Here is a 14035-nt window from a genome sequence, read left to right as displayed (position 1 = left end):
GTGGGAGCCCGGATCCGGGCCTCCACCACTGTACTCGGTGCCCCGCCGGTCGGAGAGGGGGTCCCGGACCCGGTGCCCCGGCGCTGTCGGACGCCGTCCATATGATCAGCACGGTGATGGAAACTATGATGGTGGGCGATCACCCCCATCATCCGGACAGGAGTCGACACATGCGTCAGCCACAGCCACGAGGGCCGCTCGGCGAGGACCTCCTCGCGGTGCTCCGGGAGGAGCCCGGCTCCCCCGGGGCCGAGGCCCGGGCCGGGGCGCTGCCGGCGGCCGCCCGCGCCGCCGTGTCCCGCGCGGACGGCGTGCTCGCCGACGACGACGTCCAGCTCAGCCTGTTCGTCCTGCATGCCCTGCACTACCAGGGCGTCGACGGGGTCGACGACCGCTGGGAGAGCGACCCCGAGCTGCTGCGCGCGCGGGAGGTCCTCTCCGGCGCGCTCGAGGCCGAGCTGCGCGCGGAGCTGCCCGCCGACACTGTGCCCGGCACGCCGCAGGCGGTCGCCGACGCCCTGTTCGCCATCGCCGCCGACGACGACGGGCCGAGCCTCGCGCGCCACCTCTCCGGCCGGGCGGACGCCGAGCAGGCCCGGGAGTTCCTGCAGCTGAAGTCCGTCTACCAGCTCATGGAGGGCGACCCGCACACCTGGGGCATCCCCCGGCTGAGCGGCCGGGCGAAGGCCGGCCTGATCGAGATCCAGGTCGACGAGTACGGCGGCGGCGACGCCGCGCGCATGCACTCGGCCCTGTTCGCGGCCGGGATGCGCGAGGCCGGCCTCGACGACTCCTATGGCTGCGCCGTGGACCGGGTGCCCGCCGAGTGGCTCGCCGGGGTCAACACCGTCACGATGTTCGGTCTGCACCGCCGGCTGCGCGGCGCGGTGGTGGGGCACCTGGCGATGTACGAAATGACGTCGTCGGTGCCCTCCAAGTTCCTGGCGCGCGGTTTCCACCGCCTGGGACTTCCCGCCGCGGCGGCGTTCTACGACGAGCACGTCGAGGCCGACGCCGCCCACGAGCAGATCGCGGCCCGGGACATGGCCGGCGGCCTCGTGGTCGACGAGCCCGCCGTCGCGGCGGACGTCTTCTTCGGCGCGCGCTGCGTCCTGCACCTGGACGCGCTCGCCGCCCGCCACGCGCTCGCGCGGTGGGAGGCGGGGGAGTCTGCGCTGCGCCCGGCCGCGGCGGAGCCGTCTCCGCACGGCGCCGCGGAGCTCGTCCGGTGAGCGCGGCGCACCGCCCCGAGGACGCCCGGGCGGCCCCGGGACCGGCCGCCGGGCCTCCGCCCGTGCCCGAGTCTGCGCCGGTGGCCGAGCCTGCGCCGGTGCCCGACCCCGGGCCGGCCGCTGCTGCCGGGTCCGGCGCGTCGGCGACGATCACCGTGTGCCCCGACGGCCCGCTGCTGGTGCGCGGGGGCTACGAACTGCTGGACGGCGACGACCGGCCCATCGACCCCGGGCGCGCCACCGTGGCGCTGTGCCGCTGCGGGGCGTCGTCCATCAAGCCGTTCTGCGACGGCTCGCACAAGCGCGCCCGGTTCCGGGCCCGCTGAGACTCAGCGGCGCGGACCCGGCTCGCGCAGCAGCCACTGGGCGAGCTGGTCCAGCGCCATGCCCAGGAGGCCGATGACGAGGATCACCACGAGCATCTCGTCGTAGGCCAGCCGGTCCCGGGCGTTGAGGATCTCGTAGCCCAGGCCGCTGCTGACCCCGAGCATCTCGGCCGGCACGATGACCACCCACGAGATCCCCAGGGCCAGCCGCACCCCGGTCATGACGAACGGCCGGATGCTGGGCAGCACCACGGTGCGCAGCCGCTCGACCGGGGTGGCCCCGAGCGTCTCGGCGACCCGCAGGTGCAGCGGGTCCAGCGCCTTGACGCCGGCGGCCGTGTTCATGGTGATCGGCCAGACCGCGGCGGCGGCGACGAGGAAGATGACGGGGGCGTTGCCCACCCCCAGCAGCGCCACGGCCACCGGCGCCCAGGACAGCGGGGAGACCATGCGCAGGAACTGCACCACCGGGGCGCTGGTCCACCGGAAGAGGCGGTAGGAGCCGATGAGCAGGCCCAGCGGAACGCCCAGGCCCGTGGCCACGGCCAGCCCGCACAGCAGGCGCCACAGGCTGGTCAGGCCGTCCTGGACCACCACCCCCCGCTCGGCCAGCGAGGCCACCGCCCCGGGCATGCGCTCGGGCTGGAAGGAGGCGATCATGGTGTTCGCCCCGGCCGCGGCGTGCGTGAACGCCCACCACACGGCGATCGTGACCAGCACCCCGAAGGCACCCCAGGCCGGGCCGGTCCAGCGGGACCCGGTGCGCCGGGTCGTCCGCGCCGGGTCGGGGCCCGCCGGGCCGGTCCCGGCCGGAGCGCTGCGGGCGGCGTCGTCGAGGTCGGTGGGGGACCCCGGGGTGTCCTGCGGGGCGGGGTGCGGCGCGCTCATGCGCTGATCTCCTCGGTCCGGGTGGTGCCGGTCGTGCCGAAGGCGGCGAGGCCGCCGGCCTTCTCGATGCTGCGGGTCACGAGCGTGTCGTCGACGAGCTCGCGGTGGACGAGCGCCGGGTCCAGTCCGTCGAGGAACGCCGCCGGGGCGTCGACGACGGTGTCCTGCATGGCGCGGACCAGCTCCTCGGTGAAGCTCGCGTACGGGTAGGGGCGGAAGTCCAGGCGCTCGCCGTGCCAGTCCGGGTGGTGCAGGGCGTCACCGTGCGCGGCGGCGGAGTAGGTCAGGGCCTGCTCGATCACGGGCCGGGGCTGGGGGAGGTAGCCGGCGGCCAGCAGCGCCGCGGTCTCGGGGCGGTTCTGCCGGGCCCAGGCCTGGGCCCGGACGAGGGCGTCCATGAACCCGGCGGCGTGCGCGGGACGGTTGCGGAGGAGCTCGCCGCGCATCATGGTCACGCAGCACGCGTGGTCCCGCCACACGTCGCCGAGGAACCGGTGGATGTGCCCCACCTGCCGCGCCTCCGCGGCGGCGTTGAACGGGTCGGCCACCACGTACCCGCCGATCACGCCGTTGTTGAGCGCGGGGAGCATGTCCGAGGGCGCCATGGGCAGCAGGGCCACCGTGCGCCGCGCCCGGGACGGGCTCTCGCGCATCACCGGGGTCAGGCCCGCGGCCCGCAGCAGCTTCTGGACCACCACGTTGTGCACGGACCACCACGCCGGGATCGCCACGGACTCCCCGGCCAGATCGGCGATCTCCGCCACGTCCGGGCGGACCGTGAGGGCGGAGCCGTTGGTGTGGTTCCACGCGGTGATGCGCACGTCGGCCCGCAGCCCGTAGCGCATGTACAGGGCCATGGGCATCAGCAGGTGGATCGCGTCCACCTTGCCCGCCACGAACGCCTCGGACAGCGAGGACCAGCTGCGGAAGAGCACGGGGTCGGCCACCGGGACGGCGGCGTCCTCGTAGTACCCGTTGGCATGGGCGACCAGCAGGGGGGAGGCGTCCGTGATCGGGAGGTACCCGATCCGCACCGGGCGCTCCGGGTCGGCCGCGCCGCGCGCCTCCTGCTGGCTGTCCGCGTAGAGGGAGCCCGCGCCCCAGCCGAGCCCGGTGAGGGCCGCGGCCCCCGCCCCGGCCCGCAGCAGGACCCGCCGGCTCGGCCCGCCGGCGCTCATATGACCCAGTTCCCGGAGCCGTCGTCGGCCCCGCGGTAGTGGGCGAGGATCTGCTCGGCCGTCGTGCCGTCCTGCGCCGGGACCCACTGCCGGCGGAAGCCGCGCGGACCGGCGAAGAAGCCGATCCGGTCGCCGAGGGTGATCGCCTCGTCGACGTCGTGGGTCACGAGGAAGACCGTCAGGTCCAGCTCGGTCGCGAGCCCGCGCAGCCACAGCTGGAGGTCCTTGCGGGTCGCCGGGTCCAGGGCGCTGAACGGCTCGTCGAGCAGGAGCACGTCGGGGCGCACCGCGAGCGCTCGGCCCACCGACACCCGCTGGGCCTGCCCGCCGGAGAGCTCCTGGACGGGGGTGTGCGCGAGCGGGACCAGGCCGAGGATCTCGAGCAGGTCGTCCACGCGGGTGTCCTCGAAGCGGTCCCGGTTGCGCCGGTACCGCCCGCCGAGGGCGATGTTCTGGCGCACCGACAGCCAGGGGAACAGCCCGGGGTCCTGGAAGACGACGGCGAAGCGCTCGTCGGCGCAGCCGAACTCGATGCTGCCCCCGTCCAGGGGCTCGAGCCCCGCGATCGCCCGCAGCAGCGTGGACTTCCCGGACCCGCTGGGGCCCAGCACCGCGAACGTCTCGCCGCTGCGCAGGGTCAGGTCCACCCCGTCGAGGGCGGGCGCGGAGGCCCCCGGGTAGCTCTTGCGCAGCCCGCGGACGGTGAGCGCCGGCGCGGCGCGGCTCAGGCCAGGTTCTGCAGCACCCACCGCAGGTGACCTTCCGTGGGGGACTGCACGGGCAGGAACGCGGCCTCGCGGGCCCGGCGGGCGGTGGGGGAGGACATGGCGTAGCCGCGCCCGCCCACGACCTTCCCCTCGATCCGGGTCGCCCGGCCCGTGAGCAGCGCGGCGTCCAGCCGGAGGGAGAACAGCTCCCGGGGGGCGGTCTCCCGGGGCGCCTCCGCCAGGCGCAGCAGGTCGGCGCGCAGGCGGCGGTACTCGGCGGTCGCCTCCTCGAGCTCCTCCCGGAACACCTCGGCGACGCCCTGCAGGGCCTCGTGCGCGGCGGTGAGCGCGGCGGCCGAGAGGCCGAGGCAGAAGGCGGTCTGCAGCAGCAGGAACGGGCCGCGGACGGCGGCGAGGAAGGACGGGACGTCCTCGCTCAGCAGGTCCACGGCGGGGTCGACGGCCACGCCCTCGAGGACGAGCACGCCCGAGGCCGTCGCGTTGAGCGCCATCAGGTTCTCGAGCAGGCGCACCGTCACCCCCGGTGCCGAGACCCGGGTCCGGACCACCACGCGGGTGCCGTCCTCCCGGACGGCGGGCAGGACCACGACGCCCTCGGGGTACAGGTTGGAGGCCCACGGCACGGTGCCGTCGAGGACCGGTCCCGCCGCGCCGGCGGTCAGCGTCACGGGGATCTCGCCGATGCCGGCGGCGTCCTTGAAGGCCGGCGCCATCGCCGAGCAGCCGGGCACGGCCCCGGAGCGCACGTCCGCGGGGATCTCCGTCCCGGTGGCGGCGAGGTACTCGACGGTCGCCCGGTGGGCCCACAGGGAGAACGCCGTGGCGGTGCACTCGGTGGCGAGGTCGAACACGACGGCCGCCTGCGGGGCCAGCGACCCGGTCAGACCGAGGTCCAGCAGCCCCCGGGCGCCCAGCTCGCGCAGGGTCCCCAGCGGGGAGGCGGCGGCCGTGTCGACGTCGCGGGCCCGCGCCGCGGCGGTGCGGCGGACGAACTCGTGCTCGGGGTAGTCGACGAGCGGCGCGAGCAGGGACCGGCTCTCGGGGGGCGGCCCGCCGGCCGTGGACGGGGATCGCGTGGACTGGGTCATGGTCTTCCGTTCTGCCGGGGAGTGCGGGGCGGGCTCGTCCGCTCGACGGGCTGGCCCGGGGCGTCGAAGCACGACGGCGGCCCCCGGCTCGCGGGGACCGCCGTGTCGTCGCGTGCTGCGTCCCGCTCAGACGTTGAGCTTGAACAGCCGGTCGAACGGGGTGCCCACGGCCTGGCGGGCCCGCTCGACGGCCGCCTCGTCGGGGGCGTTGTAGAAGCACAGGCACTTGGCGGTGTCCTCGCGCACGTAGGTGCGCAGGAAGGAGACCTCGGGGACCTCGGCGTACTTCGGGGAGTTGGCCTTCTTGCGCGCCAGGTACTGCTCCATGGTGATCTCGGCGGGGATGTCCCACTCCACCAGGTACTGCGCGTCGCCCTTGAGCTTCTTGATGTCGTCGAGCTCGGCGCCCACGAGACGGACGGCGTCGGGGCCGGTGACCTCCGCGGCGGCGTCCCCGGCGGCGGTGCGCACGGTCTGGGCGAGGCCCTCGGCGCTGTCGGCCTCCACGATCACGAAGACCCGTCCGTGGTCGGCCGTGACCTGGGACTCGATGAACTCGGCGCCCGCCGCGGAGACGGCCTCGGAGACCGTGGCGATGAGCTGGGTCACGGCGTCCTTGGACGCGGAGGCGGGAACGATCTCGAGCAGGTGGAGCGACATGGGGGTTCCTTCCGTCGGGTCGGGGCGACGTCGTCGCCGCTCGGGCACTCCTGCCAGGCTAGGCTCCTGCCCTCGGAAGGTCCCGGGATCCGTCACAGTTCGCAACACTGGGCGTCCGGGCGGGTTCTCCTCGTGCCGGGGGACCGCAGGGTGCACAATGCCCCCCGCTCCGCCCGCCCGGGGGTCGGCGCCGGGCGCCGCCGCCCGCGGGTCGCTAGCCTGGGGGAGTGCGCGCGGAAGAACTGAACCGGTCCGTCCAGGACTGCCTGAAGACCGTCTGGCTGGCCCAGGAGTGGTCCTCGGACGCCGTGACCACCACCGGGCTGGCCCAGCGGCTGGGCCTGTCCCCGTCCACCGTGTCGGAGGCCGTCAAGAAGCTCACCGCGCAGGGGCTGCTGAGCCGGCCCGCCCACGGCGGGATCGTCCTCACCGACCGCGGCCGGGACGTCGCCGTCCAGATGGTGCGGCGCCACCGGATCCTCGAGGCGTTCCTCACCGGCCACCTCGGCTACTCCTGGGACGAGGTGCACGAGGAGGCCGAGGTCCTCGAGCACGCGGTGAGCGAGAAGTTCGTCGCCCGGCTGGAGGCCCTCCTGGGCCATCCGGAGCGGGACCCGCACGGCGACCCGATCCCGCGGCGGGACGGCACCGTGCCGTCCGCCCCGGCAGTGCTCCTCGCCGACGTCGCCCCGGGCAGTCCCGTGGTGGTGGCCCGCGTCTCGGACGCGGATCCGGGGGTGCTGCGCCGGCTCGGGAGCGCCGGCATCCGGCCGGGCACGGAGCTCGTGCTCGGCGAGGACCGGTCCCGCGCGGTGCCCGTGGTGCTGGACGGGGACGTCGTCGAGGTGGACGTCCTCGCCGCGGAGGCGGTCTGGGTCCGGCCCCGGGACCGGCCCGGACCGCCTCCGGGGCCCGTCAGGAGATGACGCCGTCCACCAGCGCCTTGGCCTCCCGCTGGACCTGCTGCAGGTGCTCCTCGCCGAGGAACGACTCCGCGTAGATCTTGTAGACGTCCTCCGTGCCGGACGGCCGGGCCGCGAACCACGCGTTCCTCGTGGTGACCTTCAGCCCGCCGATCGCCGCGCCGTTGCCGGGGGCGTTCGTCAGCTTCGCCGTGATCTGCTCGCCGGCCAGGGTGTCCGCCTCGACCTGGGCCGGGGAGAGCTTCTTCAGGGCGGCCTTCTGCTCCCGGCTCGCCGGGGCGTCGATGCGCTGGTAGACGGGGGCGCCGAACTCCTCAGTGAGCTCCGTGTAGCGCTGGGACGGGGTCTTTCCGGTGCGGGCCGTGATCTCCGAGGCCAGCAGGGCCAGGATGATCCCGTCCTTGTCGGTGGACCACACGGAACCGTCCCGGCGCAGGAAGGACGCGCCCGCGGACTCCTCGCCGCCGAAGCCGATCGAGCCGTCCATCAGCCCGGGCACGAACCACTTGAAGCCCACCGGCACCTCCACGAGCTCGCGGCCCAGCGAGGCCGCCACCCGGTCGATGATCGAGGAGGACACCAGGGTCTTGCCGACCCCGGCGTCCGGGGACCAGCCGGTGCGCTCGCGGAAGAGGTAGTCGATCGCCACCGCCAGGTAGTGGTTGGGGTTTATCAGCCCCGCGTCCGGGGTCACGATGCCGTGGCGGTCGGTGTCGGCGTCGTTGCCCGTGGCGATGTCATACTTGTCCCGGTTGCCGATGAGCGAGGCCATCGCGGACGGGGAGGAGCAGTCCATCCGGATCTTCTCGTCCCAGTCGAGGGTCATGAACGCCCACTGCGGGTCCACCTGCGGGTTCACCACGGTCATGTTCAGCCCGAAGCGCTGGGCGATCTCGCCCCAGTAGGCCACGGAGGCCGAGCCCATGGGGTCCGCGCCGATGTGCAGACCGGAGTCCCGGACCACGTCGAGGTCGACGACCTCCGGCAGCGTCCGCACGTACTCCTCGAGGAAGTCGTAACTGCCCGTGGTCTCCGCCGCCCGCGCCCGCTCCAGGGAGACCCGGCGGACCCCGGACATGCCGTTCTCGAGGAACTGGTTGGCCCGCTGGGCGATCCACTCGGTGGCGTCGGAGTCCGCGGGGCCGCCGTTGGGCGGGTTGTACTTGAAGCCGCCGTCGCCGGGCGGGTTGTGCGAGGGGGTGATGACGATGCCGTCGGCCACCGCCTCCGCCCGGCCCGCGTTGTGGGTCAGGATCGCGTGGGACAGCGCCGGGGTGGGCACGTAGCCGTCCCGGGAGTCCAGCAGGACGGTGACGTCGTTGGCGGCCAGCACCTCGAGCGCGGTGTCCTGCGCGGGCCCGGACAGGGCGTGGGTGTCCTTGCCCATGAACAGCGGGCCCGTGATCCGCTGGCCGGCGCGGTACTCCACGATGGCCTGCGTGATCGCCGCGATGTGCTGCTCGTTGAACGAGGCCTTGAGGGACGAGCCGCGGTGCCCGGACGTCCCGAACGCCACGCGCTGGTCCGGGTCCGAGGGATCGGGCACGACGTCGGTGTAGGCGTCGAGGAGCTTGCCGAGGTCGACGAGGTCACTGGGTTGGGCGACGGTGCCCGCACGATTGGTCATGGCGCCCAACCTACCGCCGGGCGGCGGGCCCGCGGAGGCTGGCACGCGATCGGGTCGTCAGGTTTCGTGCTCAGTGCCGCGCGGGAGGCCCGCGCAGGGGTGGAGGAATCGCGGCCGGTGGGACAGGATGAGGGCACCAGACAGGGCAGGACCGAACGAGGAGGCAGGCACACCATGAGCGACGCACCCGGCGGGACGACCGAGGGCTCGGGCAAGGGCCCGGAGGGCACCGTCCCGGACAACGAGCAGGGCATCGGGCTGACCACCGACGAGAACGCGACCGGCTTCGAGCCGGAGGAGGACCCCCAGGCGGCCACCGATCCGGACGACCCCGACTCGGAGGAGGAGGCCCTGGGCCACTCCTAGGCGGCGGCGCGGGGGCCGGGGCGGCCCTGGTCCTCGAGCTGGGCAACGACGGCGAGCAGCTGAGCCTCCGCGCTCGGGCGGCCGATGAGCTGGACGCCCATGGGCACGACCGGCCCGTCCTCGTCGCCCGCCTCGCGGGTCCACAGCGTCGGGACGGTCACCGCGGGCAGACCCACGACGTTCACGACCGAGGTCCACGGGGTGTACCCGCACTGGCGCCGGTAGTCCTGGTCCGCGCCCGCGGGGTCCGCGAGGTCGTAGCCCTCCCAGTACCAGCCCAGTGGCCGCGGTGTCATGGCGAGCGCGGGCGTCAGGACCACGTCCCAGGCACCGTAGGCCCGCACCACGTCCTGCTCGATCCGGCGCAGGACGCCCACGGCGTGCGCCAGCTCGACCGCCGACCGGCGCAGGGCGCGGGCGCGGAAGGCCCCCGCGAGGCCGGTGAGCCTCCCCGCCTGCTCGTCGTCCAGCGGGGCCGTGCCCATCGAGGTGGTCCACACGTCGAAGAAGGCCCCGGAGTACTCGGGGTCGTAGGACAGCTCGGCCTCCTCGACCTCGTGCCCGGCGGCCCGCAGCAGGGCGACGCCCGCGTCGAGGGCGGCGCGGGCCTCCGGGGAGACCTCGATGTCCTGGACGGCGTCGAACGGGGAGGCGGTGCTCACCCCGATCCGCAGCGGCCGGTCCCCCCACGGGAGGTCGCCCCGCCGGGCCGCGCGCACGCCGTCCAGGAAGGACCCTTGCGGAGCGGCGCGGACCGCCCGCCGCACCACGTTGCCGTGCGCCGGGCCGGGCGCGGGGGCGCACAGGACGTCGAGCAGCAGCGCCGCGTCCTCGGCCGTGCGGGCGAGAGGACCGTTCACCACGAGCTGGGCGGCGTCCGACTGCGCGTCCGCGGTGGGCACCCGGCCGCGGTTGGGCTTGAGCCCGACCAGCCCGCACACCGCCGCTGGGATGCGCACCGACCCTCCGCCGTCGGAGCCCGGCGCCACGGGGAGCAGACCCGCCGCCACGGCCGCCGCCTGGCCGCCCGAGGAGCCGCCGGCTCCTGTCGACGGGTCGTGCGGGTTCCGGGCGGGCGGGGCCACGAGGTTCTCGGAGTAGCAGTTGAGGCCGAACTCGGGCACCTGGGTCTTGCCCAGGCACACCGCCCCGGACGCGCTGAGCACGGCCGCGAGGTCGTCGTCGGCCTCCGCCACGGGTGTGCCGCCGTGCCGTCCGGCCACGGCGGCGGAACCGTAGGTGGTGGGCATCCCCGCGACGTCGTGCAGGTCCTTCACCGCGAGCGGCACGCCGTGCAGCGCTCCGCGGGCGGCACCGGCGGGCAGGGCGTCGAGCGCGCGCGCCCGGTCGAGGGCGAGGTCCTCCGCGACGTGGACGAACGCCCCCAGCGCCGGATTGAGCGCCTCGATCCTGGCCAGGAAGTGCTCGGCGGTCTCCACAGCGCCCAGCTCGCCGCGCGCGAGCGCGTCCCGCAGCTGCACGGCGCTGAGGTCTCCGATTGAGGTCACTGCGGGCTCCTGTCCGACGGTCGCACGGTCCCCCTCCGGGGCTCCGCAGGGCGCTGAGCCCAGGCTAGTAGGCTGTCGGCTGTCCGGACGTGCCCGCACGCCCCGGTTCCCGATCTTCCCCGACCCGCAGGAGACCCCCGTGCCCACCGCCTGTGCGCCCCGTCCCGCGGCGATCCGCGCGGCGACGGCGTCCGTCCTGCTCCTGGCCCTCGCCGGCTGCTCATCCCCCTCCTCCGACGGGGACACCGCGGCCGGCAGCGGGCCGGACGCGACGGCGTCCGCCGCCGCGAGCGCCCCCACGGCCTCCGGCGGGGCCTCGTCGGCCACCGTCCAGGAGACGTGCGCCCGCGTGCTCGAGACCGTGCGCACCGCGCCGCAACAGCTGCGGGAGGATCCCGCCGGGCTGTTCACCGAGGTCGACGAGCTCGCGGCCACCGCTCCGGACGAGCTGTCCGGGCAGCTCACCTCGGTCCGTGAGGCCGTCGCCGGCTTCCGGCAGGGCGAGCGCTCCTTCATCAGCGTGGTCCAGGAGGTCAGAGGCCTGCAGGAGCGCTGCTCCGGCTGACCTCCCACCGTGCGCGAGGGGTCGCGTTCGGTGGGAAACAGTGGCGCGGAGGGTCCGGCAGCGCCCCGTCGGTGATGGCGACGTGCAGAACCCGCCCCCTCGCCGTGTGAGGGGCCGAAGAATGCCGGGCGGCGCAATCGCACTCCACCGGGGCACGATGACGGTCCGGGAGGGCAGGACTGCGCCACTCCGTGTGCTCGCGCCCTCCTCCCCCCGTCCCCGGCGGTCATGCTCTCGGCATGAGACACCCCGGACCCCTGCCGCCTGAGCTCCGTGGCATCGGCTTCTCACGCCAAGAGGCCCTCGCCCTGGGCGTCGCGGAGCACCGGCTCCGGGACGCCGACCTCATCAGTCCCGTCGGCAGGGGAGTGCGGGTCCCCGCCGGCTGTCCCGCTCCTCTGCTGGAAGCGGCACGGGCACTGACCCGCCGGTATCCGGGGACGGTGATCAGCCACCGCTCCGCGGCGCTGCTCCACCGGATGCGGGTTCCTGTCCCCTGGCAGGGGTCCTCGGAGCTGTGGCTCACGCGCGCCGACGACTCGAGGGCCCTGAGGCGGCCGGGCGTCGTCTGCCGGAGGGGACGCCTCGGTCCGCACGAGGTGGTCCGCGTCCACGGGGTGGCCGTCACGTCACCGGTGCGCACGTTCCTGGACGTCTGCGCCGAGCTCACGGTGACGGAGGCAGTGGTGCTCGCCGACGGACTGGTCAACGCCCACCGCCACGGGATCCGCCGGGCCGCGGCCGCGGTGTGCCGGCCGGACGAGCTCGAGACCGGGGTGCGGGAGCACGCCGGGCGGCGTGGCATCCGTACGGCCCGCGCCGCGATCGAGCGGATGCGGGTGGGGTCGGACTCGCCCGGCGAGACACGGCTGCGGCTGCTGCTCGAGGACCACGGGATCCGGGGCCTGGTGCTCGACCATCCTCTGCTGGGGCCAGACGGGACGCTGCTGGCGCAGCCCGACCTCGCCCTGGAGAGTCACCGGCTCAGCCTGCAGTACGAGGGTGCCCACCACGACCGGGCGGAGCAGCGAGTGCTGGACATCAGGCGGTTGCGGGCCACGGAGTCGGCGGGGTGGCGGGAGCTCCGGATCTGCGCTCACGACCTGCACCGGCACACGACGACGACGCGGGGCCGGGTGCCGGTGGCGGTCGCCCTGGTGTGGGAGGCCATGGGGACCGCACACCACCGGTGACGGGGCCGAGCCGAGGTCCGCGGGGCGAGGGGTCGCGACCGGCCGCCCGCCGCGCCGAGGGGGCCCGTCCGGACGGAATGTGACTGACTGACCATGCGAACGAGACCCCCCGGCGGGAGGGTGGCGCTGAACGAGACCCGTCGGTGCGCGCCTAGGCCGCCGCGTTGCGGACGGCCTGGGCGAGCACCTGCAGGCCGTCGCGCAGCAGCTCCTCGCCGATGACGAGCGGGGGCAGCAGGCGCACGATGTTGCCGAAGGTCCCGCAGGTCAGGATGAGGACGCCCTGCGCGAGGCACTCCGCGGCGATCGCCTTGGCGGCGTCGGCGTCGGGCTCCGTGCCGCCGGGCCGGACGAACTCGAGCGCCATCATGGCCCCGCGGCCGCGGATCTCGCCCACGGTGCCGGTCTCCTCGGCCACCGGGGCCAGCTCCTCGCGGATGATCTCCTCGATCCGGCGGGCGCGGGCCACGAGGTCCCACTCCTCGATGGTCTGCAGCGCGCCGAGGGCGGCGGCACAGGCCACGGGGTTGCCGCCGTAGGTGCCGCCGAGGCCGCCCGCGTGGACGGAGTCCATGATCTCGGCGCGGCCGACCACGCCGGACAGCGGCATGCCGCCGGCCACGCCCTTGGCCACGGTGATCAGGTCGGGGACGACGCCCTCGTGGTCCACGGCGAACCACTCGCCGGTGCGCGCGATGCCGGACTGCACCTCGTCGACGACGAACACGGCGCCGTTGTCGGTGCACCACTCGGACAGCGCGGGCAGGAAGCCGTCGGCCGGCACGATGAACCCGCCCTCGCCCTGGATGGGCTCGATCACGACGGCGGCGACGTTCTCCGCGCCGACCTGCTTCTCCACCTGGAGCAGCGCGCGGCGGGCGGCCTCGGCGCCGGTCATGCCCTCCGGGTCCCGGAACGGGTAGGACACGGGTACGCGGTAGACCTCGCCGGCGAACGGGCCGAAGCCCTGCTTGTAGGGCATCACCTTGGCGGTCATCGCGAGGGTCATGTTCGTGCGCCCGTGGTAGGCGTGGTCGAACACGACCACGGCCTGGCGGCCGGTGTGCACGCGGGAGATCTTCACGGCGTTCTCGACGGCCTCGGAGCCCGAGTTGAACAGCGCCGCCTTCTTCTGGTGGTCACCGGGGGAGAGCTCGGCGAGCTTCTCCGCGACGGCCACGTAGCCCTCGTACGGGGTGACCATGAAGCAGGTGTGGGTGAAGTGCGCCACGGCCTCCTGCACCTTGGCGACCACGGCGGGGGCGGAGGCGCCCACGCTGGTCACGGCGATGCCGGACCCGAGGTCGACGAGCTGGTTGCCGTCGACGTCGAGCACGATCCCGCCGTCCACGTCCGCGGCGTAGGCGGGTACGGAGGAGGCGACTCCGGAGGCGACGGCCGCGGCGCGCCGCTCGGACAGCTCGCGGGACTTGGGGCCCGGGAGGGCGCCGTCGAGGCGACGGACCTGCTCGAGCCGGTACTGGATCTCGGTCACGACGAGATCTCCTTTCGGTGGGGACGGGACGGTGGGGACGGGACGGGACGGCCGGGGGCGCCGGGCGGGAGTGCCCCGGCACGGGACGGCGGCCGCCGCAGCTGCCTGCGACGACCGCCGTCCCGGTGCGGGAACGCGGGTCAGGACCTCAGGCCGGGGTGCCGGTGCCGGGGGTCGGGACGCTGCTCCAGGGGTTCTCCACGCCGATGTACTGGGTGGTGGTGTACTCGTGGAGGCCCTCGGCCCCGCCCTCGCGGC

At 74.8% G+C, this 14035-nt stretch carries 14 protein-coding genes; 6 read left to right on the top strand and 8 right to left on the bottom strand.

Going from position 1 to position 14035, the window contains the following annotated elements; genetic code table 11:
- Window positions 1-170: 170 nt before the first annotated feature.
- Window positions 171-1232, top strand: a complete 1062-nt coding sequence (locus tag RF647_RS17690; RefSeq protein WP_368812860.1) for an iron-containing redox enzyme family protein — start codon at window positions 171-173, stop codon at window positions 1230-1232.
- Window positions 1233-1312: 80 nt separating this feature from the next.
- Complete coding sequence (locus tag RF647_RS17685; protein ID WP_368812859.1) at window positions 1313-1558, top strand: CDGSH iron-sulfur domain-containing protein; 246 nt, start codon at window positions 1313-1315, stop codon at window positions 1556-1558.
- Between the two features lie 3 nt (window positions 1559-1561).
- Here the strand turns inward: RF647_RS17685 and RF647_RS17680 are convergent, their stop codons facing one another.
- The 5 genes from RF647_RS17680 to RF647_RS17660 all read right to left on the bottom strand — a co-directional run bounded on the left by RF647_RS17680 (window position 1562) and on the right by RF647_RS17660 (window position 6100).
- Window positions 1562-2446, bottom strand: a complete 885-nt coding sequence (locus RF647_RS17680; protein ID WP_368812858.1) for an ABC transporter permease subunit — start codon at window positions 2444-2446, stop codon at window positions 1562-1564.
- Window positions 2443-3624 carry an ABC transporter substrate-binding protein gene (locus tag RF647_RS17675; protein WP_368812857.1) on the bottom strand — a complete coding sequence of 394 codons (1182 nt, stop codon included), beginning with the start codon at window positions 3622-3624 and terminating at the stop codon, window positions 2443-2445. The genes RF647_RS17680 and RF647_RS17675 overlap by 4 nt, the downstream gene beginning before the upstream one ends.
- A complete protein-coding gene (locus RF647_RS17670) occupies window positions 3621-4373 on the bottom strand; it encodes an ABC transporter ATP-binding protein (protein WP_237740401.1) in 753 nt (250 codons plus the stop codon). The genes RF647_RS17675 and RF647_RS17670 overlap by 4 nt, the downstream gene beginning before the upstream one ends.
- Window positions 4349-5440 carry an acyl-CoA dehydrogenase gene (locus RF647_RS17665; protein WP_368812856.1) on the bottom strand — a complete coding sequence of 364 codons (1092 nt, stop codon included), beginning with the start codon at window positions 5438-5440 and terminating at the stop codon, window positions 4349-4351. Before RF647_RS17665 ends, RF647_RS17670 begins: the two co-directional genes overlap by 25 nt.
- A gap of 126 nt (window positions 5441-5566) precedes the next feature.
- The gene (locus RF647_RS17660) at window positions 5567-6100 is read right to left on the bottom strand and encodes a DUF4242 domain-containing protein (protein ID WP_017832068.1); all 534 of its coding nucleotides are present in this window, start codon (window positions 6098-6100) and stop codon (window positions 5567-5569) included.
- A 227-nt stretch (window positions 6101-6327) separates the two neighbouring features.
- On the opposite strand from RF647_RS17660, the gene RF647_RS17655 reads away from it, so the two are divergent.
- Window positions 6328-7026, top strand: coding sequence for a metal-dependent transcriptional regulator (locus RF647_RS17655; RefSeq protein WP_368812855.1), 699 nt, complete (start codon window positions 6328-6330; stop codon window positions 7024-7026).
- Here the strand turns inward: RF647_RS17655 and pgm are convergent.
- Window positions 7016-8650 (bottom strand): phosphoglucomutase (alpha-D-glucose-1,6-bisphosphate-dependent), encoded by a 1635-nt coding sequence (pgm, locus tag RF647_RS17650; RefSeq protein ID WP_368812854.1) that lies wholly within the window; start codon window positions 8648-8650, stop codon window positions 7016-7018. The two genes, RF647_RS17655 and pgm, sit on opposite strands and share 11 nt — an antisense overlap.
- A gap of 174 nt (window positions 8651-8824) precedes the next feature.
- Between pgm and RF647_RS17645 the strand changes: the two genes are divergently transcribed.
- The gene (locus tag RF647_RS17645) at window positions 8825-9016 is read left to right on the top strand and encodes a hypothetical protein (protein WP_109268626.1); all 192 of its coding nucleotides are present in this window, start codon (window positions 8825-8827) and stop codon (window positions 9014-9016) included.
- Here RF647_RS17645 and RF647_RS17640 read toward each other — a convergent pair.
- Window positions 9013-10524, bottom strand: a complete 1512-nt coding sequence (locus tag RF647_RS17640) for an amidase (RefSeq protein WP_368812853.1) — start codon at window positions 10522-10524, stop codon at window positions 9013-9015. The two genes, RF647_RS17645 and RF647_RS17640, sit on opposite strands and share 4 nt — an antisense overlap.
- 139 nt (window positions 10525-10663) lie before the next feature.
- Here RF647_RS17640 and RF647_RS17635 point away from each other — a divergent pair, with 139 nt between their 5' ends.
- Window positions 10664-11089, top strand: a complete 426-nt coding sequence (locus tag RF647_RS17635) for a hypothetical protein (protein ID WP_368812852.1) — start codon at window positions 10664-10666, stop codon at window positions 11087-11089.
- A gap of 239 nt (window positions 11090-11328) precedes the next feature.
- Complete coding sequence (locus RF647_RS17630; protein ID WP_368812851.1) at window positions 11329-12282, top strand: hypothetical protein; 954 nt, start codon at window positions 11329-11331, stop codon at window positions 12280-12282.
- 151 nt (window positions 12283-12433) lie between these two features.
- On the opposite strand, the gene gabT is transcribed toward RF647_RS17630, so the two are convergent.
- Window positions 12434-13777, bottom strand: coding sequence for a 4-aminobutyrate--2-oxoglutarate transaminase (gene gabT, locus RF647_RS17625; protein ID WP_368812850.1), 1344 nt, complete (start codon window positions 13775-13777; stop codon window positions 12434-12436).
- Between the last annotated feature and the right edge of the window lie 258 nt (window positions 13778-14035).

Origin of the sequence: Kocuria sp. CPCC 205263, from assembly GCF_040981075.1 — a bacterium.
Classification (GTDB): Bacteria; Actinomycetota; Actinomycetes; order Actinomycetales; family Micrococcaceae; genus Kocuria; species Kocuria rosea.
This window is presented reverse-complemented; position numbering and strand designations above follow the sequence as displayed.

Excerpts from the sequence above, each read along its gene's own strand:
- RF647_RS17690 (WP_368812860.1), top strand. The coding sequence starts at position 171 with ATGCGTCAGCCACAGCCACGAGGGCCGCTCGGCGAGGACCTCCTCGCG.
- RF647_RS17680 (WP_368812858.1), bottom strand. The coding sequence starts at position 2,446 with ATGAGCGCGCCGCACCCCGCCCCGCAGGACACCCCGGGGTCCCCCACC.
- RF647_RS17675 (WP_368812857.1), bottom strand. The coding sequence starts at position 3,624 with ATGAGCGCCGGCGGGCCGAGCCGGCGGGTCCTGCTGCGGGCCGGGGCG.
- RF647_RS17665 (WP_368812856.1), bottom strand. The coding sequence starts at position 5,440 with ATGACCCAGTCCACGCGATCCCCGTCCACGGCCGGCGGGCCGCCCCCC.
- RF647_RS17660 (WP_017832068.1), bottom strand. The coding sequence starts at position 6,100 with ATGTCGCTCCACCTGCTCGAGATCGTTCCCGCCTCCGCGTCCAAGGAC.
- pgm (WP_368812854.1), bottom strand. The coding sequence starts at position 8,650 with ATGACCAATCGTGCGGGCACCGTCGCCCAACCCAGTGACCTCGTCGAC.
- RF647_RS17645 (WP_109268626.1), top strand. The coding sequence starts at position 8,825 with ATGAGCGACGCACCCGGCGGGACGACCGAGGGCTCGGGCAAGGGCCCG.
- RF647_RS17630 (WP_368812851.1), top strand. The coding sequence starts at position 11,329 with ATGAGACACCCCGGACCCCTGCCGCCTGAGCTCCGTGGCATCGGCTTC.